Source organism: Ottowia pentelensis, assembly GCF_964341695.1.
Genome location: NZ_OZ224513.1, coordinates 2,435,231 through 2,461,778, shown reverse-complemented (window position 1 = coordinate 2,461,778; position 26,548 = coordinate 2,435,231). Strand labels below are relative to the sequence as shown.

Annotated in this window: 23 protein-coding genes; 11 read left to right on the top strand and 12 right to left on the bottom strand. The window is 69.5% G+C overall.

Translation table 11 applies throughout. The annotated features are described in order from the left end of the window. Positions 1-75 precede the first annotated feature (75 nt). Complete coding sequence (locus ACWHMB_RS11905; RefSeq protein ID WP_377485338.1) at positions 76-1,452, top strand: chloride channel protein; 1,377 nt, start codon at positions 76-78, stop codon at positions 1,450-1,452. Between the two features lie 360 nt (positions 1,453-1,812). Here ACWHMB_RS11905 and ACWHMB_RS11900 read toward each other — a convergent pair whose 3' ends face one another. The 5 genes from ACWHMB_RS11900 to ACWHMB_RS11880 form a co-directional block, all read right to left on the bottom strand. Beyond that, positions 1,813-2,808: an amidohydrolase family protein gene (locus ACWHMB_RS11900; RefSeq protein WP_377485336.1), complete on the bottom strand. Its 996-nt coding sequence runs from the start codon at positions 2,806-2,808 to the stop codon at positions 1,813-1,815. After that, positions 2,805-3,368, bottom strand: a complete 564-nt coding sequence (nbaC, locus tag ACWHMB_RS11895; RefSeq protein ID WP_377485334.1) for a 3-hydroxyanthranilate 3,4-dioxygenase — start codon at positions 3,366-3,368, stop codon at positions 2,805-2,807. The genes ACWHMB_RS11900 and nbaC overlap by 4 nt, the downstream gene beginning before the upstream one ends. Before the next feature lie 31 nt (positions 3,369-3,399). Further along, entirely contained in the window at positions 3,400-3,831 is a 432-nt protein-coding gene (locus ACWHMB_RS11890) for a RidA family protein (RefSeq protein WP_377485332.1), read from the bottom strand. An 11-nt stretch (positions 3,832-3,842) separates the two neighbouring features. After that, positions 3,843-5,330, bottom strand: a complete 1,488-nt coding sequence (locus tag ACWHMB_RS11885) for a 2-hydroxymuconic semialdehyde dehydrogenase (RefSeq protein ID WP_377485330.1) — start codon at positions 5,328-5,330, stop codon at positions 3,843-3,845. A gap of 77 nt (positions 5,331-5,407) precedes the next feature. Then, positions 5,408-6,406: a LysR substrate-binding domain-containing protein gene (locus ACWHMB_RS11880; RefSeq protein ID WP_377485328.1), complete on the bottom strand. Its 999-nt coding sequence runs from the start codon at positions 6,404-6,406 to the stop codon at positions 5,408-5,410. A gap of 69 nt (positions 6,407-6,475) precedes the next feature. Here ACWHMB_RS11880 and ACWHMB_RS11875 point away from each other — a divergent pair, with 69 nt between their 5' ends. The 5 genes from ACWHMB_RS11875 (at position 6,476) to ACWHMB_RS11855 (ending at position 14,567) form a co-directional block, all read left to right on the top strand. Continuing rightward, positions 6,476-9,361 (top strand): DNA methyltransferase, encoded by a 2,886-nt coding sequence (locus ACWHMB_RS11875; protein WP_377485326.1) that lies wholly within the window; start codon positions 6,476-6,478, stop codon positions 9,359-9,361. A gap of 158 nt (positions 9,362-9,519) precedes the next feature. Then, positions 9,520-10,371, top strand: coding sequence for a hypothetical protein (locus ACWHMB_RS11870; protein ID WP_377485324.1), 852 nt, complete (start codon positions 9,520-9,522; stop codon positions 10,369-10,371). A 166-nt stretch (positions 10,372-10,537) separates the two neighbouring features. Next, positions 10,538-11,755 carry an ABC transporter substrate-binding protein gene (locus ACWHMB_RS11865; protein WP_377485322.1) on the top strand — a complete coding sequence of 406 codons (1,218 nt, stop codon included), beginning with the start codon at positions 10,538-10,540 and terminating at the stop codon, positions 11,753-11,755. 650 nt (positions 11,756-12,405) lie between these two features. After that, positions 12,406-13,776 (top strand): NfeD family protein, encoded by a 1,371-nt coding sequence (locus ACWHMB_RS11860; RefSeq protein ID WP_377485320.1) that lies wholly within the window; start codon positions 12,406-12,408, stop codon positions 13,774-13,776. Beyond that, complete coding sequence (locus ACWHMB_RS11855; RefSeq protein ID WP_377485318.1) at positions 13,773-14,567, top strand: slipin family protein; 795 nt, start codon at positions 13,773-13,775, stop codon at positions 14,565-14,567. Before ACWHMB_RS11860 ends, ACWHMB_RS11855 begins: the two co-directional genes overlap by 4 nt. Before the next feature lie 72 nt (positions 14,568-14,639). Here ACWHMB_RS11855 and ahpF read toward each other — a convergent pair whose 3' ends face one another. From ahpF to ACWHMB_RS11835, 4 genes are all read right to left on the bottom strand, one after another. Next, on the bottom strand, positions 14,640-16,241 hold the full coding sequence (gene ahpF, locus ACWHMB_RS11850; RefSeq protein ID WP_377485316.1) for an alkyl hydroperoxide reductase subunit F: 1,602 nt from the start codon (positions 16,239-16,241) through the stop codon (positions 14,640-14,642). 243 nt (positions 16,242-16,484) lie between these two features. Further along, complete coding sequence (ahpC, locus tag ACWHMB_RS11845) at positions 16,485-17,054, bottom strand: alkyl hydroperoxide reductase subunit C (protein WP_377485314.1); 570 nt, start codon at positions 17,052-17,054, stop codon at positions 16,485-16,487. Between the two features lie 178 nt (positions 17,055-17,232). Beyond that, positions 17,233-20,097, bottom strand: a complete 2,865-nt coding sequence (locus tag ACWHMB_RS11840) for an Rne/Rng family ribonuclease (protein ID WP_447648541.1) — start codon at positions 20,095-20,097, stop codon at positions 17,233-17,235. Between the two features lie 106 nt (positions 20,098-20,203). Beyond that, on the bottom strand, positions 20,204-20,398 hold the full coding sequence (locus tag ACWHMB_RS11835) for a hypothetical protein (protein ID WP_377485310.1): 195 nt from the start codon (positions 20,396-20,398) through the stop codon (positions 20,204-20,206). Between the two features lie 232 nt (positions 20,399-20,630). Between ACWHMB_RS11835 and ACWHMB_RS11830 the strand changes: the two genes are divergently transcribed. The 4 genes from ACWHMB_RS11830 to ACWHMB_RS11815 all read left to right on the top strand — a co-directional run bounded on the left by ACWHMB_RS11830 (position 20,631) and on the right by ACWHMB_RS11815 (position 23,734). Beyond that, complete coding sequence (locus ACWHMB_RS11830) at positions 20,631-21,653, top strand: RluA family pseudouridine synthase (RefSeq protein ID WP_377485308.1); 1,023 nt, start codon at positions 20,631-20,633, stop codon at positions 21,651-21,653. Beyond that, the gene (locus ACWHMB_RS11825) at positions 21,650-22,315 is read left to right on the top strand and encodes an HAD family hydrolase (protein WP_377485306.1); all 666 of its coding nucleotides are present in this window, start codon (positions 21,650-21,652) and stop codon (positions 22,313-22,315) included. Before ACWHMB_RS11830 ends, ACWHMB_RS11825 begins: the two co-directional genes overlap by 4 nt. A gap of 20 nt (positions 22,316-22,335) precedes the next feature. After that, the gene (locus tag ACWHMB_RS11820) at positions 22,336-22,707 is read left to right on the top strand and encodes a Rieske (2Fe-2S) protein (RefSeq protein ID WP_377485304.1); all 372 of its coding nucleotides are present in this window, start codon (positions 22,336-22,338) and stop codon (positions 22,705-22,707) included. Positions 22,708-22,774: 67 nt separating this feature from the next. Beyond that, positions 22,775-23,734 carry a S49 family peptidase gene (locus tag ACWHMB_RS11815; RefSeq protein ID WP_377485302.1) on the top strand — a complete coding sequence of 320 codons (960 nt, stop codon included), beginning with the start codon at positions 22,775-22,777 and terminating at the stop codon, positions 23,732-23,734. A gap of 95 nt (positions 23,735-23,829) precedes the next feature. Here ACWHMB_RS11815 and ACWHMB_RS11810 read toward each other — a convergent pair whose 3' ends face one another. Both ACWHMB_RS11810 and ACWHMB_RS11805 read right to left on the bottom strand, forming a co-directional pair. Next, complete coding sequence (locus ACWHMB_RS11810; RefSeq protein ID WP_377485300.1) at positions 23,830-24,612, bottom strand: SAM-dependent methyltransferase; 783 nt, start codon at positions 24,610-24,612, stop codon at positions 23,830-23,832. Continuing rightward, on the bottom strand, positions 24,609-25,217 hold the full coding sequence (locus ACWHMB_RS11805) for a Maf family protein (RefSeq protein ID WP_377485298.1): 609 nt from the start codon (positions 25,215-25,217) through the stop codon (positions 24,609-24,611). Before ACWHMB_RS11805 ends, ACWHMB_RS11810 begins: the two co-directional genes overlap by 4 nt. Before the next feature lie 26 nt (positions 25,218-25,243). Between ACWHMB_RS11805 and ACWHMB_RS11800 the strand changes: the two genes are divergently transcribed. Further along, on the top strand, positions 25,244-25,792 hold the full coding sequence (locus ACWHMB_RS11800) for a YceD family protein (RefSeq protein WP_377485297.1): 549 nt from the start codon (positions 25,244-25,246) through the stop codon (positions 25,790-25,792). A 65-nt stretch (positions 25,793-25,857) separates the two neighbouring features. Here the strand turns inward: ACWHMB_RS11800 and upp are convergent, their stop codons facing one another. Further along, positions 25,858-26,502 carry a uracil phosphoribosyltransferase gene (gene upp / locus ACWHMB_RS11795; RefSeq protein ID WP_377485295.1) on the bottom strand — a complete coding sequence of 215 codons (645 nt, stop codon included), beginning with the start codon at positions 26,500-26,502 and terminating at the stop codon, positions 25,858-25,860. Between the last annotated feature and the right edge of the window lie 46 nt (positions 26,503-26,548).

Here is a 26,548-nt window from a genome sequence, read left to right as displayed (position 1 = left end):
CGGCGTACTGCCGGGGCGCACCGAGGCGCTCCGTAGAATCGATCGCACCCTGCACCGTCCGCCGGTGCCTCGCCCATGCGCCGCCTGTCCCCCGCCGAACCCCTGGTCATGCTGGCCACCATTGCCCTGTGGCTGGTGCTGGCCATGCTCACCGGCGCGCTGGTGGGTTCGGCGTGCAGCGTGTTCCTGCACCTGCTGTTCGCCAGCGAGGGGCGCCTGTACGGCGCGCCCTGGGCGCTGCTGGCCGCGCTGCTGCCGGCGGCCGGGCTGGCCAACGGCCTGCTGCTGCACTACGGCTATCGGCTGAACACCAGCGGCCTGAAGGACGAGCCGATCGAGGCCGTCAACGAGCAGCAGGGCCGCATGCCGCTCGCCACGCTGTGGATCAAGCCCGTCGCCGCGCTGATCACCCTGGGCTGCGGCGGCTCGGCCGGCAAGGAGGGGCCGTGCTCGCACATCGGCGCCGGCGTGGCCGCCGGGGTGGGGCAGGCGCTGCGGCTGAACGCCGAGCTGCGCAAGCGCCTGGTGGCCTGCGGCGTGAGCGCCGGTTTCGCCAGCGTGTTCGGCACGCCGATCGCCGGCGCGATCTACGGCGTGGAGATGCTGGCCATCGGCCGCATCCGGCACGACTTTCTGTTTCCGGGCATCGTGGCCGGCGTCACGGCCTTTGTCGTCAGCCGCTTCTGGGGCGTGCCGTATCCCCAATATCACATCGCCTTCGACGCCGGTTTCACCGAGCTGCTGTTTCTCAAGACCGTGCTGATCGGCGTGCTGTGCGGCGTGGCCGCCTCGTGGTTTGTCGAGGCGCTGCACCTGGCGCGCCAGGGCTTCGGCTGGCTGGGGCGGCGCTGGGCGTTGTGGCCGCCGCTGCTGCCGCTGCTGGGCGGCGTGCTGCTGGCGCTGCTGCTGGCCGTGCTGCCGCGCGAGTACATGGGCCTGTCGCTGCCGGTGATGGAACGCGCGCTGCAGGGCGAGGCCATGCCCTGGCTGGGCTTCGCGTTCAAGATCGTGCTGGTGGCGGTGACGCTGGGCTCGGGCTTTTACGGCGGCATCGTCACGCCGCAGTTCGTCATCGGCGCGGTGCTGGGCGGCGCGCTGGCGCCGCTGCTGGGCATGCACGCGGCGCAGGGCGCGGCGGTGGGGCTGGTGGCGGTGGTCGCCTCGGCCTCCAACACGCCGGTGGCGGCGGTGCTGATGGGGGTGGAGCTGTTCGGCGGCGGCTCCACGCTGTACGTGGCGGGCGCCTGCGTGTCGGCCTATCTGATGGTCGGCCACCGCAGCGTGTACCCGGCGCAGCAACTGGCCTACCCCAAGGCCGCATGGTTCACCGCGCCGGCCGACCAGCCGGTGGGGCACGAGAAGGTGCAGCTGTCCTACGGCCTGCTGCGCTGGTGGCGGGAGGTGGTGCTGCCCTCGTGGCGGCGCGTGCGCGAGCGCATGCGCCGCCGTTGAGCAGCCGGTTCATACCAAATTGCAAGCAGCGCGTTGAGACCGCGGGGCGGGCGGTGGCGCGCCAAGGGGCATGGGTGGGCAGCTCCGCTCCTGTCCCCCGCTGTCCGTCTGCGACGGCCATCTCCTCCTTGACCTCGCTGCGCTGCCCACCCAAGCCCCTTGGCGGGAGGCGGCGCTCACACACCAGGCGGCCTGCTCGGCCCGCGATGCCTCGGATCCCGTCGTCGGGGTGCCCGGCGCAGTGAAGTGAAGGCGGAGCCGGCCGCAGGCCGGTGGGGGACATGAACGGAGCCGGGCGCCCCGACGGCGGGATCCCACCCCACAGCTGGCAAGTATTGCCTTTCCGAATGCGACGCCGTATCAGGCGGCCAACCCGAAAAACGCGCGCGCGTTGCCGTCCAGGATGCGCCGCTGCCCCTCGGCGCCCAAGAAATCGCACGCGCGCACCAGCGAGCCGGGCTGCTGCTCGCCCAGCGGAAAGGGCGCGTCGGTGCCCAGCATCACGCGATCGACGCCCATCACCTCGGTCAGCAGCTTCAGCGCGCCGGGGTCGAACACGGCGCTGTCGGTGTACAGGCGCCGCGCGTAGCTGGACGGCAGCTCGGGGCAGTCCTGGCGCACGATGTCGCGGTGCTTCCAGGCGTTGTCGACCCGGCCCAGGGTGTAGGCAAAGCTGCCGCCGCCGTGGGCAAAGCAGATCTTCAGCGACTTGGGAATGCGCTCCAGCGCGCCCGACAGGATGAGCGACAGCATGCCCAGCTGCGTCTCGGCGGGCATGGCCACCAGCCATGGCATCATCCATTGCTTCATGCGGCCGTCGGTCATCATGTCCCAGGGGTGGACGAAGACCGGGATGGCCTTGTCGGCGCAGAAGATCAGGAAGTCCACCATGTCCGGGTGGTCCAGGTCTTTCTTTTCCATGTGGTTGCCGATCTGCACGCCCACGGCGCCGGCCTTCATGGCGCGCGCGGCCTCGGCGGTGGCCAGTGGTACGTCCTGCAGCGCCACCTGCGACAGCCAGCGCAGCCGCGTGGGGTGGGGCGCGCAATAGGCCGCCGCCTTCTCGTTCATGCGCGTGGCCCAGTCGGCGGCGCGCGGCGCCTCCCAGGCGTAGCCGAACATCACCGGCGTGGCGCAGACGATCTGCAGCGCGATGCCCGCCGCGTCCAGCCCGCGCACGCGCGCGTCCGAATCCCACAGCTCGTCGTGCACCGGGCGAAACGGTTTGTCGCCCAGCATGATCTGGCCGCTCTTGCCGTCGGCATCGACCGCGAGCCAGGGCGCGCGCTCGGCGTCGACCGCGCGCGCCTCGGCCTGGCTGATGCGCGGAAAGAAGTGCGAGTGGATGTCGATCATGCGTGGGCCTGCCGAATCGCGTGCCAGGCGGCGTAGTCCTTGCCCGGGTGCACGGTGCCGCAGTGCTTGCAGGTGCGCTCGGCGTCGCTCAGGGCATAAAAGGTCTTGAAGGTGCGCGGCAGGTCGGCCACCAGGTCGGTCAGCTCCATGCTGGCGCCCCACACCAGGCTGGCGCACTGGGGGCAGTACCAGTTGAGTGAGTCGATGGCGGCCTTGGGGCGCTTCATTTCGACCAGAAAGCACAGGCCGTCGGGGTCGGGGCGCTGCGGCGAATGCTGCAGGTGCGGCTCCATCAGCCACACGTCGCCTTCCTTCAGGTCGATGCGCTCGAACTTGCCGCGGTCCCAGATGTTGAGGTAGGCCGTGCCCCGGATCTGATGAAAGATCTCCTCGGTCGGGTTGTCGTGAAAGTCGGTGCGCGTGTTGCCGCCGCCCACCATGTTGATGATGTAGTTGCCGTCCGGAAACAGCGCCGCGTTGTTGACCGGCGGCTGCAGGCTGGCGCGGTTGGCGTCCACCCAGCCCATCAGGTTCTTGGGCAGTCCGTATTTCGGGTTCATGCTGTGTCTCCTGGGTTGTGAAGCGGCCGCGTCAAGCCTGCACCGGCTTGTAGGCCACGGCCTTGATCTCGATCAGCAGGTGTGGGTGCGGCAACTGGTGCACCGCCACCGTGGTGCGGGTGGGGCCGTCGTAGTCGAAGAACTCGCCCCACACCTCGTTGTAGCCGCCGAAGTCGTTCATGTTGACCAAAAAGACCTGCGCCTCCACCAGGTCGCCCAGGTCGGCCCCGGCGCTCTTCAGGATGTCGCGGATGTTCTCGATCACGGCGCGCGTCTGCACGCGGATGTCCAGCGTGGTCACGCCCAGGGCGTCGGCCTGGGCGCCGGCAAAGCTGTTGTCGGGCCGGCGCGAGCTGGTGCCCGAGACGTACAAGAAATCCCCCGCGCGCTTGACGTGCGGGAACTTGCCGCGCGGCGTGGCCTTGCCTTGGACCACCGTGGCGGTGTTGGATGGGTTGCTCATGCGTGATGCCCTCAGACTTTGATGCAGATGTTGCTGGTTTCACTATAGAAGTCCAGCGACCAGCGCCCGCCTTCGCGGCCGATGCCCGACAGCTTGACGCCGCCAAAGGGCGTGCGCAAGTCGCGCGAGAACCAGGTGTTGACCCACACGATGCCCACGTGCAGGCGCGGACCGACGCGGTGCGCACGCGACAGGTTGGTGGTCCACACGCTGGCGGCCAGGCCGTAGTCGCTGGCGTTGGCGCGCCGGATCGCTTCGTCCTCGCTGTCGAAGGGGGCGAGGTGGCACACCGGGCCGAACACCTCCTCGTTCAGGCAGCGCGCGTTGTCGGCCAGGCCCGTCCAGAGGGTGGGCTGCACGAAGGCGCCGCCGTCGCGCTCGTCGCCAAAGTGCGGCACGCCGCCGCCGGTGACCACGGTGGCGCCTTCCTCGACCGCCAGCTGGTAGTACGACAGCACCTTCTCGCGGTGCTCGCGCGAGATCAGCGAGCCCAGGTCCACGTCCGGCTCGTCGGGCCAGCCGATCTTGAGCGCCTCGGTCCGCGCCTTCAGCGCCGCCACGAAGCGCTCGAAGATCGGCCGCTCCACATACACGCGCTCCGAGCACAGGCAGACCTGGCCGGTGTTGGTGAAGCTGGAGCGGATCACGCCCTCCACCGCGGCGTCGAAGTCGCAGTCGGCAAACACGATCGCCGCGTTCTTGCCGCCCAGCTCGAAGGACACCTCCTTCACCCCGTCGGCCACCGCCCGCATGATGGCGGCGCCGGTGCGCGACTCGCCGGTGAAGGTCACGGCGTCGATGCCGGGGTGCGTGGTCAGCGCCTCGCCGGCCGAGCCGGGGCCAAAGCCGTGCACCACGTTGAACACGCCCGGCGGCACGCCCGCCTCGTCGAAGGCCTCGGCGATCAGCGTGGCCGACGACGGCGTTTCCTCCGACGGCTTGCACACCAGGGCGTTGCCGCAGATCAACGCTGGCGCGGCCTTCCAGGTCAGCGACAGGATGGGCAGGTTCCAGGGCGAGATGCTGGCCACCACGCCCAGCGGCTTGCGCGTGGTGTAGTTGATCAGCTGGCTGCCGTCGGCCAGGTGGGTTTCGAAGAAGTCGCCGTGCGCCGTCTTGCCCAGGTCGGCAAAGCTGCGCAGGTTGGCCACGCCGCGGTACACGTCCAGCTGGCGCGCCTGCGCCAGCGGGCGGCCGGTGTCGGCGATCTCGGCGGCCAGGAAGTCGTCGAAGCGCCGCTCGATCACGTCGGCCACGCGGTGCAGCGCGGCAGCGCGCTCTGCCACCGTCGAGCGGCCCCAGGGGCCTTCATCCAGCGCCCGGCGCGCGGCGGCCACGGCGCGGTCCACCAGCGCGGCGTCGGCCTCGTGCACGCGCGCCAGCACGCGACCGGTGAGCGGGCTGACGTTGTCGAAGGTCCGGCCGGTGGCGACGAAGGCGCCGTCCACGTAGTTGCGGGTCTCGGCCAGCGAAGGGGGCAGGGCGAAGCGTTCGGTCATGGCAGGCCCAGTCTAGGCCGCGCACGCTTGCCTTACAAGCGAAGAATTCGCCCTTTGATATAACCAACAGGAATAGTTCAGCGTCCGCGCCCCAGGTGCTCGCCGGCCGCCCGCAGCGCCGCCAGAAAGCGCTCGGTGGCGGCGCTGGGCGCGCGGTCGGCGCGCACCGTGTAGCCCACGGCGCCAAACGCGCCCAGGCCGCGCACCGGCAGCACCGCCAGCTGGCCGCCCTGCGCAAAGCGCTCGGCCGCCGCCTGCGGCATCAGCGCCACCCGCGCGCTGCCGGCCAGCAGCGCCAGGTTGGTCAGGATCGACACCGACTCGGTGCGCCGCGCCGGCAGCCCCGCCGCGCCGAAGAAGGCGCGCACCGAGGGCCAGGCCATCGAGTCGGGCGTGGGCACGATCCAGTCCAGCGCCATCAGCTCGGCCAGCGCCAGCTTGCGCCGCCGCGCCAGCGGGTGCTGCGCGCCCACCACCACGCGCAGCGCCTCGTCGTACAGCGGCCGGCTGGCCAGGCGCGCGGACTCGGCGCCGGCCACCGCCGCCGCGCCGGGCAGGGCGCCCACCACCACGTCCAGCTCGCCGCGCGCCAGCAGCGGAAACAGCAGGGTGTTGGGCCCCACGCGCACGCTCACCACCACGTCGGGCGCGGCGCGGCGCAGCCGCTCGATGGCCTCGGGCAGCAGCGCGGCCGAGGCGCTGATCAAGGTGCCCACCACCACCTGCCCGCGCGTGCCGGCCTGCGTGGCGTTCAGCGTCTCGGCCAACAGGCGCAGCTCGGCCAGCATGCTGGCGGCGTGCGGCTCGAAGCGGCGGCCCAGCTCGGTCGGCGTCACGCCGCGCTTGCCGCGCACGAACAGCGCGCCGCCCACTTGCGACTCCAGTTCGCGCAGCGCCTTGCTGATGGCCGGCTGCGTCATCGCCAGCTCGCCCGCCGCCGCCAGCAGCGAGCCCGAGGCCCGCACCTGCTCGAAGATCATCAGCTGCTGCAGCCGCAGCCGCCGCGCCAGCGAGGCGCGCGAATGCGCCGGCCGGGCGGGCGGCGCGGCGGCGTCGGGGGCGTCGGGTTCGGCCATGGCGGCATTGTGTGGCAAGCCGCCCCGGTATAAACGCGGGGCCGCCCGCCACCAACCGCCCCCTTCGACATGCCCCTGTCCTGGAACGAAATCAAGTCGCGCGCCCTGGCCTTCAGCCGCCAGTGGGAAGACGCCGCCGACGAAAAGCAGCAGTCGATCCCGTTCTGGATCGACTTCTTCGACATCTTCGGCATCGGCAACCGGCGCGTCGCCAGCTTCGAGCACGCGGTCAAGAAGCACGGCGGCGGCCAGGGCTATGTGGACTTGTTCTGGCCCGGCCAGCTGCTGGTCGAGCAGAAGTCGCGTGGCAAGCCCTTGCAGCCGGCCTACGACCAGGCCATGGGCTATTTCCCCGGCCTGCCCGAGCGCGATCTGCCGCACACCCTGGTGGTGTGCGACTTCGCCACCTTTCGCGTCATCGACCTCGATGCGCGGCGCGAAATCACCTTCGCGCTGAAAGACCTGCACAAGCACGTGCGCTGGTTCGGCTTCATCGCCGGCTACCAGGCGCAGACCATCACGCCGCAAGACCCGGTCAACATCAAGGCGGCCGAGCGCATGGGCCGCCTGCACGACGCGCTGAAGAAAAGCGGCTACACCGGCCACGCGCTCGAAGTGCTGCTGGTGCGCCTGCTGTTCTGCCTGTTCGCCGACGACACCGCCATCTTCCCCGCGCAGGGCTTTCGCGCCTTCATCGAAGAGCGCACCGCGCCCGACGGCAGCGACACCGGCCCGCGCCTGGCGCAGCTCTTTCAGGTGCTCAACACGGCCGAGGACACGCGCAACAAGAACCTCGACGAGCAGCTGCGCGCCTTCCCCTACGTCAACGGCAAGCTGTTCGACGAAGGCCTGCCCATTGCCGACTTCGACGCCCCCACGCGCGAGGCCCTGCTCGACGCCTGCGCGCTCGACTGGTCGGCCATCAGCCCCGCCATCTTCGGCAGCCTGTTCCAGAGCATCATGGACGAGCAGGCCCGCCGCAACCTGGGCGCGCACTACACCAGCGAGGAAAACATCCTCAAGCTCATCGGCCCGCTGTTCCTCGACGAACTGCGCGCCGAGTTCGACAAGGTCAAGGGCCAGCGCAACCGCCTGTTCGACTTCCACAAGAAGCTGCGCACGCTGACGTTTTTCGACCCCGCCTGCGGCTGCGGCAACTTCCTCGTCATCAGCTACCGCGAACTGCGCGCGCTCGAATTGGATGTGCTGCGCGCCGCCGCGCTGCTGCAAGGCCACGCCGGCCAGCGCAGCGTCGACGTGCACCAGCTCATCGGCATCAACGTCGATCAGTTCCATGGCATCGAGATCGAGGAGTTTCCGGCCCAGATCGCCCAGGTCGCGCTGTGGCTGGTCGATCACCAGATGAACCTGCGCGTCAGCGAGGAATTCGGCCAGTACTTCGCCCGCATCCCCCTCGTCACCAGCCCGCGCATCGTGCACGGCAACGCGCTCACGCTGGACTGGGGCGAGGTGCTGCCGGCGGCGCGCTGCAGTTATGTGCTGGGCAATCCGCCCTTCGTCGGCGCCAAGTTCATGAACGACGCGCAGCGCGCCGACAGCCGGGCCGTGTTCGCCAGCATCGACAACGCCGGCCTGCTCGACTTCGTCGCCGCGTGGTACGTCAAGGCTGCGCGCTACATGCAGACCGCGAAACTACAAAATCAGGAGCTGTTCGCGCTTGCTGGACGGGCGCCAGAGCCCGATTTCATTCAAAACGCCGAACCACCCCGCGCCGCCTTCGTCTCCACCAACAGCATCACCCAGGGCGAGCAGGTCGGCGTGCTGTGGGGCTGGCTGCTGGGGCAGGGCGTGCACATCCATTTTGCGCACCGCACCTTCTCGTGGACCAACGAGGCGCGCGGCAAGGCCGCCGTGCACTGCGTCATCGTCGGCTTCGGCCTGCAAGACCGGCCGGGCAAAGTCATCTACGAATACGCCGACATCAAGGGCCAGCCGCACGCCGTGCCGGCGGCCAACATCAATCCCTACCTGGTGGACGCGCCCGACCTGGTGCTGCCCCGGCGCAGCAAGCCGATTGGCGACGTGCCCGAAATTGGCATTGGCAACAAGCCCATCGACGACGGCAACTATCTGTTCACCACCGCCGAGCGCGACGCCTTCATCGCCGCCGAGCCGGCCGCTGCCAAGTGGTTCCGGCGCTGGCTGGGCGCCGACGAGTTCCTGAACGGCTACGAGCGCTGGTGTCTGTGGCTGGGCGACTGCCCGCCGGCCGAGCTGCGCGCCATGCCCGAGGCGATGAAGCGGGTGCAGGCCGTCAAGGAATTTCGCTTGGCCAGCAAGAGCGCGCCGACGCAAAAGCTGGCGGCCACGCCGACGCGCTTTCATGTCGAATTCATGCCTGCAGCCCCATTCATGGTGATTCCGGAAGTTTCGTCCGAACGGCGCGAGTACATCCCACTCGGGTACCTCGAACCCGATACCTTGGCGAGCAACAAGCTGCGCTTGCTTCCACAAGCAACGCTTGCCGACTTCGGTGTCCTTCAGTCCGCGATGCACATGGCTTGGACGCGAGCCGTGAGTGGGCGATTGAAAAGCGACTTTCAGTACTCGATCAACATCGTCTACAACAACTTCCCCTGGCCCTTCAACACCCCGGATTCAGAGCCAAATCAGCCTCCAGCGCCCGCCAGTCAATCGCGAGCAGCTATCGAATTCGCAGCGCAAGCCGTGCTCGACGCACGCGCCCAGTTCGCCGGCAGCAGCCTGGCCGACCTGTACGACCCGCTCACCATGCCGCCCGCGCTGCTGCGCGCGCACCACAAGCTCGACGCCGCGGTCGACAAGGCCTACCAGCTGGCGGGAGGCCCCAAGGCGTACAAGAACGACGCCGAGCGCGTGGCCTTCCTGTTCACCCTCTACCAGCGTCTGACCAGCCTGCTGCCGGCGGCGGCGGCCAAGCCGGCGCGGGTGCGCCAGACGTCGCACCCCACGTAGCTTTCGCTCGCCCGGCGCCACAGTCGAGCCGCCGGGCGAGCGACGGTGTAGTGGAGCAATCACCTGGCCGTCAGGCTGTCAGGGTTGCCTCTCTTTCGTTCTGCCCTGGTTTGTGTTGCAATTTGCCCCATTTCATAGAGCGAGAAGGGAGATTTGTCATGACTGCAGGGAGTTGGATTCGAAAGAGTATGGCCGGCTTGGCATTGGCCATGGGCTTGGTGGTACAGGCGCAGGCCGCCAACGTCGCGTTTTGGAGCAACGGCCGCCCGGGCAGTGGCTTCACCGCCCTGAACGCGGCGCACACGGTGACCCAGGTCACGACGGCCAACATCGATGCGGGGGCGTTGTCGGGCTACGACGTGCTGGTGATGGGGCATGTTCTCCCAGCCGAGCCCACGGCAACCACGTGCACCGCGCTCCAGGCCTTTCTGACTGCCGGCAAGGGCGTGGTGAGCGAATGGAACAACGCCACGCTGCTGTTTCAGCCTGCGCCGGGCACGTATTACGCGATGAGCAACCCCTGCAATTTGTTTGCCGGCACCGCCAGCGGGGGCAGCGCCGACTTTGGCACCAACGTGCCGATCCAGATCACCGTGCCCGCCAGTCCGCTGGTGACGGGCTTGAGCAGCCCCTTTGCCATGGGCGGCGGCAGTGAATTCGTCTACGAACTGACGGGGCTGGGGCCGGAATGGACCGTGGCGGCCACGTTCGACGGCGGTGGCACCACCTATCCGGCGGTTCTGTCGGCGGTGCGCAGCGGCGGCGGCTGCGTGGCGCTGTCGCCGTTCGACTATTTCGACGTCGCCGGCGCGGGTGGCACCGACCAGAGCAACATGGAAACGCTGCTGAACAACATGGTGGGCTGGGTTGCGCGCGGGTCCGCCAGCTGCGGCGGCCCCGTGCCCCCGGTAAGCGTGGTGCAACCGGTGCCCGCGCTGGAGGGGCCACTGCTGGCCGCGTTGGCGGGTGTGATGGCCGGCCTGGTCTGGCTGCGCCGGCGCCGCGGCTGACGGCTTTCAGCCGCTCCCTCCAACGTGGTGTCTGCGTGAGCCGGCCAGGCCGCAGGCTCGCAAGGAGCGCGGGTACGTGTCACCCGTTGTACTGAAAATGGCCGCACGCTCCGTAGAATGACCTCGGCTGCGTCCTGCAGCTTGGTTCAGTCAACGAGGAGACCCCATGAAGATTCGATCGATCGTGCCCGCCGTCATCACCGCCGGGCTGGCGCTGCCCTTGGCCGCGGGCGCGCAGGACAACCCGAAGTTCTCGAAGAACGAAATCGTGATCGGCGTGCTGACCGACATGTCGGGCCCCTACGCCAGTCTGACGGGCGAGGGCGACGTGGCGGCCGCGCAGTTGGCCATCGACGAGTTCGGCGGCAAGATCAACGGCGTGCCGATCAAGCTGGTGTCGGCCGACCACCAGCAGAAGGCCGACGTGTCGTCGGCCAAGGCGCGCGAGTGGATCGACAAGGACGGCGTGGACATGATCACCGCGCTGGGCCAGTCGGCGCTGGGCCTGGCGGTGCAGGCGGTGGCGTCCGACAAGAAGGTGATCACCATGAACACGGGGGCCGGCTCGCCCGACCTGACGGGCTCGCAGTGCACCAAGTACGGCATCCACTACAGCTGGAACAACCACGCGGTGGCGGTGGGCACGGCGTCGGCGGTGGTCGAAGGGGGCGGCAAGACCTGGTTCTTCCTGGCCGCCGACTACACCTTCGGCAAGTCGCTGCAGGACCAGGCCACCAAGGTGATCGAGTCGATGGGCGGCAAGGTGCTGGGCGGCGTGCGCGCGCCGCTGGGCACCAGCGACTATTCGTCCTTCCTGCTGCAGGCGCAGGGCTCGAAGGCGCAGGTGATCGGCCTGGCCAACGCCGGCGCGGACACGCTCAACTCGCTCAAGCAGGCCAACGAGTTCGGCATCGTCAAGGGCGGCCAGAAGGTGGCTGCCCTGCTGATGTTCATCACCGACGTGCATTCGCTGGGTCTGCCGGTGGCGCAGGGGCTGCAGTTCACCACCGCGTACTACTGGGACCGCACCGACGCCTCGCGCGACCTGGGCAAGCGCTTTTATGAAAAGCGCAAGTCCATGCCCAACATGGACCAGGCGGGCACCTATTCGGCCGTGCGCACGTATCTGAAGGCGGTGCAGGCCGTGGGCACCGACAACAGCGACGCGGTGCGCGCGCAGCTGGGCAAGATGGAAATCGACGACGGCTTCTCCAAGGGCCGCATCCGCGCCGACGGCCTGTTCCAGCACGACATGTACCTGGTCGAGGCCAAGAAGCCGAGCGAGTCCAAGTCGGAATGGGACCTGCTGAAGGTCAACAAGACCATCCCGGCCAACGTGGCCTATCAGAGCCTGAAGGACGGCGGCTGCAAGCTGGTCCAGTAAGCCGCGCTTGAACGCACCAGGGGCCGCCTTGCGCGGCCCTTGGCGCTTGTCATACCAGGTCGCAATCAACCCATTGAGAGCGCACGACGGTCGGTGGCGCGCCAAGGGGCATGGGTGGGCAGCTCCGCTCCTGTCCCCCGCTGTCCGTCTGCGACGGCCATCTCCTCCTTGACCTCGCTGCGCTGCCCACCCAAGCCCCTTGGCGGGAGGCGGCGGTCGCACACCAGGCGGTCTGCACGGTCAGCAATGCCACGGATCAGGCCGTCGGGGTGCTCGGCGCAGTGAAGTGAAGGCGGAGCCGGGCGCAGGCCGGTGGGGGACATGAACGGAGCCGGGCGCCCCGACGGCCTGATCCCGCCCCGCGGCTGGCGTTTTGCCTTTTCGAATGCGAAATCGTATCAGGTCGCCAGCTCGTGTCTTTGAGTGAAAAGTGGCTTTGGCGCTTGTGGATCAAGCGCGAACAGCTATCAAAACGGTAGTTTCCGGGCGAGTTTGAACCAGCGGGTTTCCGCTGGACACCGGCCTGGACGGCGGCATCGCGCGGCCATAGCCACCGTGCCCGGCGATGGCTTGCGAACTGCGGTAGATTGAAGCGCACATTCATCGCGCGGGGCGGTGGCAGCGTCCCGCGCGGAGTGGGAGCCTCTTTCATGATGCCGTGGCGCGCGATTTTCTTCGGACTGCTGGAACTGCTGGCGGTGGCGGCGCCTGCTGCCGAGCCGCCGGCCGCCGCCGCGCCAGCGCAGGTGGTGGCGCTGACGGTGGATGGCGCCATCAGCCCGGCCAGTGCCGACTATGTGGTGCGCGGCATCGACGCGGCGGCGCAGCGCGGCGCGCAGGCGGTGCTGCTGCAGCTGGACACGCCGGGCGGCCTGGCCAGCGCCATGCGCGAGATCGTCAAGGCCATCCTCAATTCGCCGGTGCCGGTGATCGGCTACGTGGCGCCGCAGGGCGCGCGCGCGGCCAGCGCCGGCACCTTCATCCTGTATGCCTGCCACGTGGCGGCCATGGCGCCGGCCACCAACATCGGCGCGGCCACGCCGGTGTCGATCACCGGCGCCGGCAGCGTGGCGCCGGCGTCCTCCAGCGCCGGCAAGGCCGGCGCCGAGCCGGCCGGCAACGCCGAGATGCGCAAGCTCACCAACGACGCCGTGGCCTCCATCCGCGCCCTGGCCGAGCGGCGCGGGCGCAACGCCGACTGGGCCGAGCAGGCGGTGCGCGACGCCGCCAGCATCACGGCGCAGCAGGCCCTGAAGGAGCACGTGATCGACCTGCTCGCGCCCAGCGTGCCGGCCTTGCTGGCCAGCGTGGACGGGCGCACGGTGGAGACGACGGCCGGCGCGCGGGTGCTGCACACGCGCGATGCCGCGCTGGTGCCCATCGTGCCGGATGCGCGCAGCCGCTTCCTGGCGGTCATCGCCGATCCGTCGGTGGCCCTGGTGCTGCTGCTGCTGGGCATTGGCGGCCTGGTGATGGAAGGCACGCACCCCGGGGTCATCCTGCCCGGCGTGGTGGGTGCCATCAGCCTGCTGCTGGCGCTGTATGCGTTTCAGCTGCTGCCGGTCAACTTCGTCGGCCTGGGGCTGATGGTGCTGGGAGCGGTGCTGATCGTGTCCGAGGCCTTCGTGCCGGCCTATGGCGTGCTGGGCACGGGCGGCGTCGTCGCGCTGGTGATCGGCGCGGTGGTGCTGATGCGCACCGGCTCGGCGGCATCGGGCATCGCGCTGCCCGCGGTGCTGGGCATCTCGCTGGCGGGCGCCGGCGTGATGGCCGGCATCGTGTGGCTGGCGGCGCGCTCGCGCCGGCAGCGCGTGGTCAGCGGCAGCGAGGAGATGATGGGCGCCGTGGGCGCCGTCGTGGCCGATTTTCAGGGGCGCGGGCTGGTGCACGTGCATGGCGAGCACTGGCAGGCCGAGTCCGCCGTGCCGCTGCAGCGCGGCCAGCCGGTGGAGGTGACCGGCCGCCGCGGGCTGGTGCTGGACGTGCGCGCCGCCGCGCCAAAACCGGAGTCGAGGCCATGATCATTTCGCCCTATCCCATCGTGTCCGCCATCGTCGTGGTGGTGGTGCTGGCCATCCTGCTGGCCTCGTTCAAGGTGCTGTGCGAATACCAGCGCGGCGTGATCTTCCTGTTCGGGCGCTTCCAGGCCGTCAAGGGGCCGGGCATCATCGTGCTGATCCCGGTGATGCAGCAGATGGTGCGCATCGATTTGCGCACCATCGTCATGGACGTGCCGCCGCAGGACGTGATCTCACGCGACAACGTGCCGGTGAAGGTCAACGCCGTGATCCTGTTTCGCATCATCGACCCGGAGAAGGCCGTGATCCAGGTGGAGGACGCGCGCGAAGCCACCAGCCAGCTGGCGCAGACCACGCTGCGCTCGGTGCTGGGCCAGCACGAGCTGGACGAGATGCTGAGCGAGCGCGACAAGCTCAACCGCGACATCCAGCTGATCCTGGACCAGCACACCGACGCCTGGGGCATCAAGGTGTCCAACGTCGAGATCAAGCAGGTCGACCTGGACGAAGGCATGATCCGCGCCATCGCCCGCCAGGCCGAGGCCGAGCGCCAGCGCCGCGCCAAGATCATCAACGCCGAGGGCGAGCAGCAGGCGGCGCAAAAACTGATGGAGGCCGCGCAGACGATGATGCAGCAGCCGCAGTCGATCCAGCTGCGCTACCTACAGACGCTGGTGGAGATTGCCGGCGACAAAAGCAGCACCATTGCCTTCCCGCTGCCGCTGGATCTGATCGAGCCCTTGCTGGGCCGGGCGCGCGGTGCGACGGCTGGTGGTACGCCGCCGTCCGCGTAGCGGGGGCAAAAAAATGAAGGCCCGCTGCGGGTACAGCGGGCCTTGCTGGATTGCGGCACTGCCGCTGGCCGTTCAGGCCGTCACGGCCTCCGGCGCGGCGGCGGCCGCTTGCGGCGCCGGCGTGCGGATCAGGTAGTCGAAGGCGCTGAGCGCGGCCGTCGAGCCGGCACCGGCCGCCACCACGATCTGCTTGTAGGGCACGGTGGTGCAGTCGCCGGCGGCGAACACGCCGGGCACGCTGGTTTCGCCGCGCGCGTTGACCTCGATCTCGCCGAATTTGCTGCGCTGGACGGTGTCGCCCAGCCATTCGGTGTTGGGCACCAGTCCGATCTGCACGAACACGCCTTCCAGGTCGACCGACGCATCCGTGCCGTCGCCACGGTGCCTGAACTTCAGGCCGCTCACCTTGCCGCCTTCGCCGGTGATCTCGGTGGTCTGCGCGTTGGTGTGCACGGTGACGTTGGGCAGGCTGTTCAACTTCTTGACCAGCACGGCGTCGGCCTTCATCTCGGGCATGAACTCGAGCACGGTGACGTGCTTGACCACGCCGGCCAGGTCGATGGCGGCCTCGATGCCCGAGTTGCCGCCGCCGATCACGGCCACGTCCTTGCCCTTGAAGAGCGGGCCGTCGCAGCTGGGGCAATAGGCCACGCCCTTGGTCTTGTATTCCTCTTCGCCGGGCACGCCGACGTTGCGCCAGCGCGCGCCGGTGGCCAGGATGACGCTGCGGCTTTGCAGGCGCCCGCCGTTGCCCAGCTTGACGGTGATCAGCCCGCCCGGCTGCGTGGCCGGCACCAGCTCGGCCACGCTTTGCGCGGTGATGAGGTCGACCTCGTAGTCACGCACATGCTGCTCCAGCGCGGCAGCGTATTCGGGCCCGGTGGTGTGCGAGATGCCGGGGTAGTTGGCGATGTCCAGCGTGTCGTTGACCTGGCCGCCGAAGCGCTCGGTGACGATGCCGGTGCGCACGCCCTTGCGCGCGGTGTAGATGGCCGCGGCCGCGCCGGCCGGGCCGCCGCCGATGATGAGCACCTCGAACGGGGCCTTGGCGTTCAGCTTGTCGGCGTCGCGCCGGGCGGCGCCGGTGTCGACCTTCTGCAGGATTTCTTCCAGCGTGATGCGGCCGCTGTGGAACATCTGCCCGCCGGCGAACACGCTGGGCACGCCCATGATTTCGCGCGCCTGGATCTCGCCTTGGAACATGCCGCCGTCGATGATGGTGGTCTTGATGCGCGGGTTGAGGATGGACATGAGCGAGAAGGCCTGCACGACATCGGGGCAGTTGTGGCAGGACAGGCTCATGTAGACCTCGACGTCCATGTCGGTGTCGAGCGCCTTGATCTGCTCGATGACTTCGGGCTCGACCTTGGGCGGGTGCCCGCCGGTCCACAGCAGGGCCAGGATCAGCGAGGTGAATTCATGCCCCATGGGGATGGCGGCAAAGCGCAGCTGGGTGCCGCTGCCGGGGCGCGCCAGGGTGAAGGAGGGCACGCGGGCGTCGGTGCCGTCGGTGCGCAGCGTGATCTTGTCGGCGCGCATGGCCGCGATTTCTTCGAGCAGCTCGCGCAGCTCGGCGGACTTGGCGTCCTCGCCCAGGGTCGCCACCATCTCGAACGGCTCTTGCACGCGCTCGAGGTAGGCTGCGAGTTGTTGCTTGATGTCTTGGTCCAACATGGTGGTTGCTCCTTGTTTGATAGCTGCTTGCGCTTGATGGACAGGCGCTAGAGCATCATTTGGTCAATAAAAAGCCGAACGGCAAGGCACGCGTGCCCCGTCGCCGTTCGGCGGTGTTTTGCGGCGTAGCGAGCGAGTCGAGGGCAAGGCGCACGGAGCGCAGCAACCGGAACGCACTTGAGGGTGCGTGAGGATTGCGAGCACCGCGCAACGCCGCCATCGGCTCGCGCAGTAGCCGCTGCCTTAGATCTTGCCGACCAGGTCGATCGAGGGCTTCAGCGTCTTCTCGCCTTCCTTCCACTTGGCGGGGCACACCTCGTCGGGGTGCTCGGCGGTGTAGCGGGCGGCCTTCAGCTTGCGCAGGGTCTCGCTCACGTCGCGCGCGATCTCGTTGGAGTGCACTTCCATCGTCTTGATGGTGCCGCTGGGGTCGATCACGAAGGTGCCGCGCAGCGCCAGGCCTTCTTCCTCGATGTGCACGCCGAAGTTGTGGGTCAGCTGGTGCGTGGGGTCGCCCACCAGGAAGAACTTGGCCTTGCCGACCGCGTCGCTGGTCTCATGCCACACCTTGTGGCTGAAGTGCGTGTCGGTGGTGACGACGAACACCTCGGCGCCCAGCTTCTGGAACTCGGCGTAGTGCTCGGCCGCGTCCTCGATCTCGGTCGGGCAGTTGAAGGTGAAGGCGGCGGGCATGAAGATCACGACCGACCAGCTCTTGCCGTTGCTGAAGTTCTTCTCGGTGACTTCCTCGAACTTGCCGTTGTGGAAGGCCTGGGTCTTGAAGGGCAGGACCTTGGTGTTGATCAGGGACATGAGTTCTCTCCTTGGGTTGATGAAATGAATGCGATGGGTGAATTATAGTGTATTACTATCAATATTGCTGATACATTTTATCTAAACTATATTTAGCGGCGGCCTATCGCGGGCGGCAGCGACAAAAAAACCGGATGCCAGGCATCCGGTTTTGGGGGCACGGCGGCGCGTCAGCGCATCAGTGCGGCGCCTGCTCGAAGGGCAGGGTGATCTTGCCCAGGTCCTTGCGCGTTTCGACCAGCACCAGCGGGCCGTCGTCCAGCTCGACCGCGGGCGGGCGCTCGCGTGGCACGTGGATGGGCGCGGGCTCGGCGGCGATGGCGGCCTGCACGGCGGCCACCTTGTCGGCGTCGGAATTGACCCACTGCAGGCCGGCGGCGCCGGCCAGGCCGGCCAGCGTGTCGACGGGCAGGGCAAAGCCGCTCACCTTGGGCAGGCCGGCGGGAGCCGGTGCCGGGGCGGCGGCAGCGGGCGCGGGCGCCGGTGCCGGGGCGACCGGCGCTTCAGCGACTGGGGCCGGCGCCGGCGCAGCGATGTCCAGCGAGGGCGCGTGAGCCAGCGGCTGGGCGGCGGGGGCTTCGTGGGCCGGAGCCTCGGCCTGCGCGGCGCGGGCGAAGTACGAGCGCGGGGCCTCGCCGGCCGGCGCGGCCGCGCTGGCCTCGGCGGGAGTGGCGGCGCGTTCGTCGCTCAGGCCGGTGTCGGCCGGCTCGATGGCGTGCTCGGTGGGGCGCTCGCGGCGTTCGCGGCGCTCGCGCGGGCGGCGCTCGCGCGGCTCGGCGTTGGCGCTGGCGGAGCGGGTGTCGGCGGCGACATCGATGCCCTCGGGCGCCAGGTCCTCGCGCTCACGCGGCTCGTCGCCGCGGCCTTCGCCGCCACGGCCCCGGCGGCCTTCGCCGCGCGGGCCACGCGGCGGGCGCTCGCTGCGGCCGGCCTCGTCGGATGGGGCGTGCTCGGCGCCGTTGCCGTTGGGGGCGGCGTCGCGGCGCTCGCGCGGCGCGCGTTCGCTGCGTTCACCGCGCTCGGGGCGTTCACCGCGCTCGCCACGCTCGCCGGCGCGGCGGCCGCCGTCGCGCGGCTTGCGGGCGTCGCCGTTGGCGGCGCTGCGCTCGCCGGCTTCACCGGCGGCAGCCTGGCCTTCGCGCGGCTCGCCACGACCTTCGCCGTTGCGACTGCCACGGCCGCGGCCGCCGCGGCGGCCACCGCGTTCACCGCCGCGTTCGCCGCGGGCTTCGCGCTTGTCGTTGGCGGCCGGTGCGGCGGCCACGGCGGGCGCGGCGCTGGCCGTGGGCTGCGGCGCCGGCGTGGTGCCGAACAGGCCCTTGAGCCAGCCCATCAGGCCACCGGCCGGCGCGACTGCCGTGGCTTGTTGCGGCACGGCGGCCGGTGCGGGCGCCGCGACGGGCACAGCCACGGGCGCCGGCGCTGGCGGCTGGGGCATGGGCACGTCGCGCAGCACGCCCTTGATGACGGGCTGCTGGCGGTTGGTGGGCTCCTGGCTGCGGCGCGTGACGTGGGTCGGGTCCTCGAACTCCTCGGCCAGCTTGTAGCTGCTGTCGATGTCGTCCAGGCGCGGGTCGTCGTGCTTTAGGCGCTCCAGCTTGTAGTGCGGCGTCTCGAGTGACTTGTTGGGCACCAGGGTGACGTTGACGCGCTGCTTGAGCTCGATCTTGGCGATCTCGGGGCGCTTTTCGTTCAGCAGGAAGCTGGCCACCTCCACCGGCACCTGCACGTGCACGGCGGCGGTGTTGTCCTTCATGGACTCTTCCTGGATGATGCGCAGGATCTGCAGCGCGCTGCTTTCGGTGTCGCGCACGTGGCCCGAGCCGCCGCAGCGCGGGCAGGGGATGGAGGCGCCTTCGCTCAAGGCGGGCTTCAGGCGCTGGCGGCTCATCTCCAGCAGGCCGAACTTGCTGATGGAGCCGAACTGCACGCGCGCGCGGTCCTGGCGCAGCGCGTCGCGCAGGCGGTTTTCGACCTCGCGCCGGTTCTTGCTCTCCTCCATGTCGATGAAGTCGATCACGATCAGGCCGCCCAAATCGCGCAGGCGCATCTGGCGCGCCACCTCGTCGGCGGCTTCCAGGTTGGTGCGGGTGGCGGTCTCCTCGATGTCGCCGCCCTTGATGGCGCGCGCCGAGTTCACGTCCACCGCCACCAGCGCCTCGGCGTGGTCGATCACGATGGCGCCGCCACTGGGCAGCGTGACGGTGCGCGAATAGGCCGACTCGATCTGGTGCTCGATCTGGAAACGCGAGAACAGCGGCGCGTTGTCGCGGTAGCGCTTGACGCGGTGTGCCTGGTCGGGCATCACGTGCGCCATGAACTGGTGCGCCTGGTCGAAGATGTCGTCGGTGTCGATCAGGATGTCGCCGACGTCGCTGTTGAAGTAGTCGCGAATGGCGCGGATCACCAGGTTGCTTTCCTGGTAGATCAGGAAGGCCCCCTTGGCGCCCTTGGCGGCGCCGTCGATGGCGTCCCACAGCTTGAGCAGGTAGTTCAGGTCCCACTGCAGTTCGGGCGCGCTGCGGCCGATGCCGGCGGTGCGCGCGATGATGCTGGCGCCCTTGGGGTATTCCAGCTGGTCCATCGCCTCCTTCAGCTCGGCGCGGTCCTCGCCCTCGATGCGGCGGCTGACGCCACCGCCGCGCGGGTTGTTGGGCATCAGCACCACGTAGCGGCCGGCCAGGCTGATGAAGGTGGTCAGGGCCGCGCCCTTGTTGCCGCGCTCTTCTTTCTCGACCTGGACCAGCAGCTCCTGGCCTTCCTTGATGGCGTCCTGGATGCGTGCCTGGCTGGGCGAGACGCCTTCGGCGAAATACTGGCGGGAAATTTCCTTGAAGGGCAGAAAGCCGTGGCGCTCCTCGCCATAGTCGACGAAGCAGGCCTCCAGGCTGGGCTCGACGCGCGTGACGACGGCCTTGTAGATGTTGCCCTTGCGCTGCTCGCGCCCCTCGATCTCGATCTCGTAGTCCAGCAGCTTCTGGCCGTCCACGATCGCCAGGCGGCGCTCTTCGGCCTGCGTGGCGTTGATCAGCATCCGTTTCATGATGCGTATTCCTTTGCGTCAATGCAATGCACAGCCCCACGATGGAGGCAATTGACGCCGGGACGATGCGCTGAAACGAGAGACGAAACGAAAACGCCGCGCGCCATCAGGCCACGGCGGGTGCCGGGCCAAGGAAGGCTGGGGCCGCGGGAGGCGCTGGCAGGCCGGCGCAGACCTTGCCCGTGCACACGCGCGCGGCCACGAGGGCCGGCGCTTGCACGGGACGCACGTCGTGACCGGCCCATGCCGACGGCAGCGGCACCGGCCGCAGCCAGTGCCAGCACATCGCAATCAGGGCCATCAACACGTCGAAGTCTCGCTGGGCTTGAACCCGCGGCGGCCGCTGGGGCCACCGCCGGTATTGGGGTGTTTCGTCGTCAGGGTTTCATCGCATCGGCCTTGTCTGCGCTGCTCGGGTCGGGCCGTCGGGTTGCGAGGGCCGGGCGCTGGTCGGTGCGGACGTGGCGTCAAACGTTTACTGGCCCGGTGGCGGGCGGCGGGTGGATTTAGACTTGCCGTTTGCGGGAAGCCGTATGTCCATCCTAGCCGCCAATAAATACGACCGGGTGCCAGTGAAAGCCATTATAGAGGCCAAGGCCTCCCCGCCACGCCCGGCCGCCGCGCCCGCCGTGCTGCATCTCACGGTGGATGAGGAGAGCGCCGGCCAGCGGCTGGACAACTACCTCATCCGCCACCTCAAGGGCGTGCCCAAGACCCACGTCTACCGCATCATCCGCTCGGGCGAGGTGCGGCTGAACAAGGGGCGCGCGGCGGCCGACGCGCGTGTGGCGGCAGGCGACGTGGTGCGCGTGCCGCCGGTGCGCCAGGCGGCGCGCCCCGATCCGGCCCCCGCGGCGCCGGCGCGCGAGTTTCCGCTGCTGCTGGAAGACGACTGGCTGCTGGCCATCGACAAGCCCGCCGGCGTGGCGGTGCACGGCGGCTCGGGCGTGAGCTTCGGCGTCATCGAGCAGCTGCGCCGCGCGCGGCCGCAGGCGCGCTTGCTGGAGCTGGTGCACCGGCTGGACCGCGAGACCAGCGGCGTGCTGCTGGTGGCCAAGAAGCGCAGCGCGCTGAAGGCCCTGCAGGAGCAGTTTCGCGCCCGCTCCACCGGCAAGACCTATCTGGCCGTGGTGCGCGGCGACTGGCCCGAGCGCATCAAGGTGATCGACGCGCCGCTGCACAAGTACCTGATCGAGGGCGGCGAGCGCCGCGTCAAGACGGTGGCGGCCGAGCACCCCGACGCCATGCGCGCCGTCACGCTGGTGCGGGTGCGCGAACGCGTCGGCGGCTACAGCCTGCTGGAGGTCACCATCAAGACCGGGCGCACGCACCAGATCCGCGTGCACCTGGCGGCGCAGGGCCATCCGATCGTCGGCGACGACAAGTACGGCGACTTTGCGCACAACCGCCTGTTGCACAAGCGGGGCCTGAAACGCATGTTTCTGCACGCGTGGCGGTTACAGTTCGAGCATCCGGCCAGCGGCGAGCGCATCGAGCTGCTGGCGCCGCTGCCCGCCGATCTGCCCTGGCCCCTGCCCGAAGTCCCACCCGCATGACCCGCCCCCGCCAGTTCGACCTGATCTGCTTCGATTGGGACGGCACCCTGTTCGACTCCACCGCCATCATCACGCGCTGCATCCAGCAGGCGGTGGTGGATGTGGGCGGCGAGCGCCCCAGCGCGCAGGCCGCCTCGCACGTGATCGGCATGGCGCTGATACCCGCCCTGGCCAAGGCCGCACCCGACGTGCCGCCCGAGAAATATCCCGCGCTGGGCGAGCGCTATCGCCACCACTACCTGCGCCACCAGAACGACATCAGCCTGTTCGAGGGCGTGCTGCCGCTGCTGGCCGCGCTGCGCGAGCGCCACCACTGGCTGGCCGTGGCCACCGGCAAGAGCCGGCGCGGGCTGGACGATGTACTGGCCTCGCGCCAGCTGCGCGGCGTGTTCGACGGCTCGCGCACGGCCGACGAAACCGCCGGCAAGCCCGACCCGCGCATGCTGGGTGAGCTGATGCGCCAGTTCGGCACCGAGCCCGAGCGCACGCTGATGATCGGCGACACCACGCACGATCTGCAGATGGCCGCCAACGCCGGCTGCGCCAGCGTGGGCGTGAGCTATGGCGCGCACCCGGCCGAGGAACTGACCGCCGCGCTGAGCCCGCGCTTTCTGGCCCATTCGGTGGCCGAGCTGCAGGCCTGGCTGGCCGAACACGCATGACCGAACACGCCCTTCCACCCATGTCCACCGACACCCCGATCGAGCTGTGCGCCTCGGCCGAGTTGAGCGAGGGCGGCCTGGCCGTGCCCTTCGACGTGGTCTACGACGGCGAGTCGTGCCGCGCCTTCGCCATCCGCTTCGAGGGGCGCGTGCACGCCTACCTGAACCGCTGCACCCACGTGGCGATGGAGCTGGACTGGCAGCCCAACCGTTTTTTCGACGACACCGGCCAGTGGCTGCTGTGCGCCTCGCACGGCGCGGTCTACGCGCCCGACACCGGCGAGGGCGTGGCCGGCCCTTGTCAGGGCGGCCTGGTCAAGATCGAGCTGATCGAAGCCGACGGCACGGTGCGCTGGCAGCCCACCGAGCGCCTGCAACCGGTGGTGTTCTGAGCGCCATCGACTTGCCATCTTTATAGTCATTCGGCCTCTGGCCCGCACCACATCTGCGCAAACAGCTATGGAAAACGAAGTCACCCTCGACGCCAAGACGATCCACTGGGAACGCGCCGCCATTGAAAAGCTGCTGCTGGCCGACGTGCGCGAACGCCGCGCCGCGCGCCGCTGGCGCATGATCAAGAGCCTGCTGTGGATGCTGATCTTCGGCGCCCTGATCTGGCTGCTGGCGCGCGACCAGTGGTCGGTCACGACGACGCCCAGCGGGCCGCACACGGCGCTGGTGACGATCCGCGGCGAGATCGCCGACCGCAGCGAGGCCAGCGCCGAATTCGTGCTGCCGGCCATGCGCAGCGCGCTGGAAGACTCGGGCACCAAGGCGCTGGTGCTGCTCATCAACTCGCCCGGCGGCAGCCCGGTGCAGGCCGGCCTGATCAGCGACGAGATCCGCCGCCTGCGCAAGAAGTACGACAAGCCGATCTACGCCGTGGTCGAGGAGACCTGCGCCTCGGCGGCCTACTACATCGCCTCGGCGGCCGACAACATCTACGTCGACAAGGCCAGCATCGTCGGCAGCATCGGCGTGCTGATGGACGGCTTCGGCTTTGTCGGCACCATGGACAAGCTGGGCGTGGAGCGGCGCCTGCTGACGGCCGGCGCCAACAAGGGCTTTCTCGACCCCTTCAGCCCGCAGACCGACACGCAAAAACAGTTTGCCCTGACCATGCTGGAGCAAATCCACCAGCAGTTCATCGCCTCCGTCAAGCTGGGCCGCGGCGATCGCCTGAAGGCCACGCCCGAGACCTTCAGCGGCCTGTTCTGGACGGGCGAGCAGGCCGTCGGCATGGGCCTGGCCGACGCCTACGGCAGCCTGGACTCGGTGGCGCGCGACGTGGTCAAGGCCGACAAGCTGGTGGACTACACCAACAAGGAGAACCTGGCCGAGCGCGTGGCCAAGCGCTTCGGCGCCGCCCTGGGCGAGGGCGCCGTGGCGGCGCTGCGCGCGCTGCCGGCGCTGCGCTGAGGCTCAGTCCGGCGGCACATCGAAACCCCACGAGCGGCAGGCCGTGCGCGGCCGCGCCTCGGCGCGTGGGACGTCACCGCCGTGACATTCGGGCTTCAGCGGCCGATGGCATACACGGCCGGCAGGGCCAGCGCCGCCGGCGCCGGCATCGCGCGCCGCCACTCGGCCACGCTGCGGCTGGTGCAGCGCACCTGGGGCAGCGTCAGGCCCTGGCAGACGGCCAGTTGCGTGGTGGCTTGCAACTCGTGCAGCAGGGCTTGCAGCAGCGTGGCGTTGCGGTAGGGGGTTTCGATGAACAACTGGGTCTGGCCGCTTTTGCGGGCCCAGGCCTCCAGTTCCCGCAGGCGTTGGGCGCGCGCGGCGGCTTCCTGCGGCACGTAGCCGACAAAGGCGAAGCTCTGGCCGTTCAGGCCGCTGGCGGCCAGCGTCAGCAGGATCGACACCGGCCCCACCAGCGGCACGACCTCGATGCCCAGCGCGTGCGCGGCGCGCACCACCGAGCTGCCGGGGTCGGCCACGGCCGGCATGCCGGCCTCGCTGATCAGGCCCATGTCCTGCCCTTGCAGCGCGGCGGCCAGCAGCGGCCGGGCGTCGGGCCGGGCGCCAGTGGGGTCGTGGTCGCCCTTCTTGTGCACGGTGCGCGGCAGCTCGGCGATGGCCTGTGCCTGCAACGGCTGCGCCAGCGGCTGGACGGCGTCGACGCGCTTGAGGAAGGCGCGGGTGGACTTGGCGTTCTCGCTGATCCAGTGCGTCAGTCGCGCGGCCACCTGCAGCGTGCCCAGCGGCAGCACCTCGGTGATGGCGGCCTGTTCGGCGCAGCCGTGGTCCAGTGGCGTGGGGACGAGGTAGAGCCGGCCCTTGGACGCCTCGGCGGTCATGGCAGCACCCGGCCGGCGGCGCGCAGCAGGCGCGCGGTGCGGATCAGCGGCAGGCCGACCAGGGCCGTCGGGTCGTCGCTGTAGATGGCGTCCAGCAGCGCCACGCCCAGGCCTTCGCTCCTGGCGCTGCCGGCGCAGTCGTAGGGCTGCTCGGCGCGCAGGTAGCGCTCGATCTCGCCGTCGTCCAAGGCCCGAAAGCGCACCTCGACGGCGGCCAGGTCGCTCTGCTCGAAGCCGCTGGCCAGGCACACGACGGACAGCGCGGTCTGAAAGATCACGGTCTGCCCGCTCATGGCACGCAGCTGCGCCCGCGCGCGCTCGTGCGTGCCGGGCTTGCCCAGCGGCTGGCCGGCCAGGTCGGCCACCTGGTCCGAGCCGATGACGATGGCCTGCGGAAAGCGCGCCGCCACATCGCGCGCCTTGGCCAGCGCCAGCCGCCGGGCCAGCGCGGGCGGGGCTTCGCCGGGTCGCGGGGTTTCATCCACGTCGGGCGCCGCCACCTCGAAGGGCAGGCCCAGCCGCGCCAGCAACTCGCGCCGGTAGCGCGAGCTGGAGCCCAGGATCAGGGCGCGGTCGGCGGCGGGCAGGGTGGGAACATCGCTCATGCGGGCGATTCTCTTACACTGCCCGCATGAGTTCTTCGTTTGAGCCCCGGCACCTGGATGTGGCGGCCTTCGCCCGCGCCACGGCCCGCCTGTCGGCGCGCGATTCACTGCAAAAATATGAGCGTCTCGCGCTTGAGGTGCGGGCGCCAGAGCCTGATTTGACCCTTGAATGGCAAGTGCAGGGCGAGCAGCGCAGCGCCGCCGACGGCGTGGCGCGGCCGGCGCTGCACGTGCAGGCCAGCGCCCGCCTGCCGCTGACCTGCCAGCGCTGCATGGGCGAGGTGCGGGTGGACGTCCAGGTCGATCGCCATGTGCTGTTCGCGGCCGACGAAGACAGCGCGGCGGCGCTGGACGACGTGTCCGAGGACGACGTGCTGGCGCTGACGCCCGACCTGGACCTGCACGCCTTGATCGAGGATGAACTGCTGATGGCCTTGCCCCTGGTGCCGCGCCACGAGGTGTGTCCGCAGCCGCTCAGGCTGTCGGCGCAGGACGCGGATTTCGAGGCGGCGCAGGAAGACAAGCGGCACCCCTTCGCTGCATTGGCCGTGCTCAAGGACGGCAAGAAGCACTGAGCCAAGCCCATCGATGCAGCGGCGGCCGCTGCATCCGACGGACGGTGCGTGCGAGGGTGGTAGGCCTACTTGGTACCGAAAATGCGGTCGCCCGCATCGCCCAGGCCGGGCAGGATGTAGCCGTGATCGTTCAGCTGGCGGTCGATGGCGGCGGTGTAGATCGGCACGTCCGGGTGGGCCTGCTGCAGGGTGGCGATGCCTTCGGGCGCGGCCAGCAGGCACAGAAACTTGATGGAGCGCGGTGCGCAGGCCTTGATGCGCTGGATGGCGGCCACGGCCGAATGGCCCGTGGCCAGCATGGGGTCGACGGCGATCACGTCGCGCTCGGCCATGTCGGCCGGCATCTTGAAGTAGTACTCCACCGCCTGCAGCGTCTTGGGGTCGCGGTACAGGCCGACGGTGCCCACACGGGCGTTGGGCACCACGCGCAGCAGGCCGTCGAGCATGCCGTTGCCCGCGCGCAGGATGCTGGCGAACACCAGCTTCTTGCCGTCGATCATGGGGCTTTGCATCTTCTCCAGCGGCGTTTCGATTTCCACCAGGTGCGTCGGCATGTCGCGCGTCACCTCGTAGGCCATCAGCATCGCCAGCTCGCCCAGCAGGGTGCGAAAGCTGGTGCTGCTGGCCTCCTTGTTGCGCATCAGGGTCAGCTTGTGCTGCACCAGCGGATGGGTGATGTGGTGGACCTGGGAAAGCGGCATCGGGGACATGCGGGCGATTGTAGGGATCGCCCGCGTGCTGGCCAGCACCCGGGCG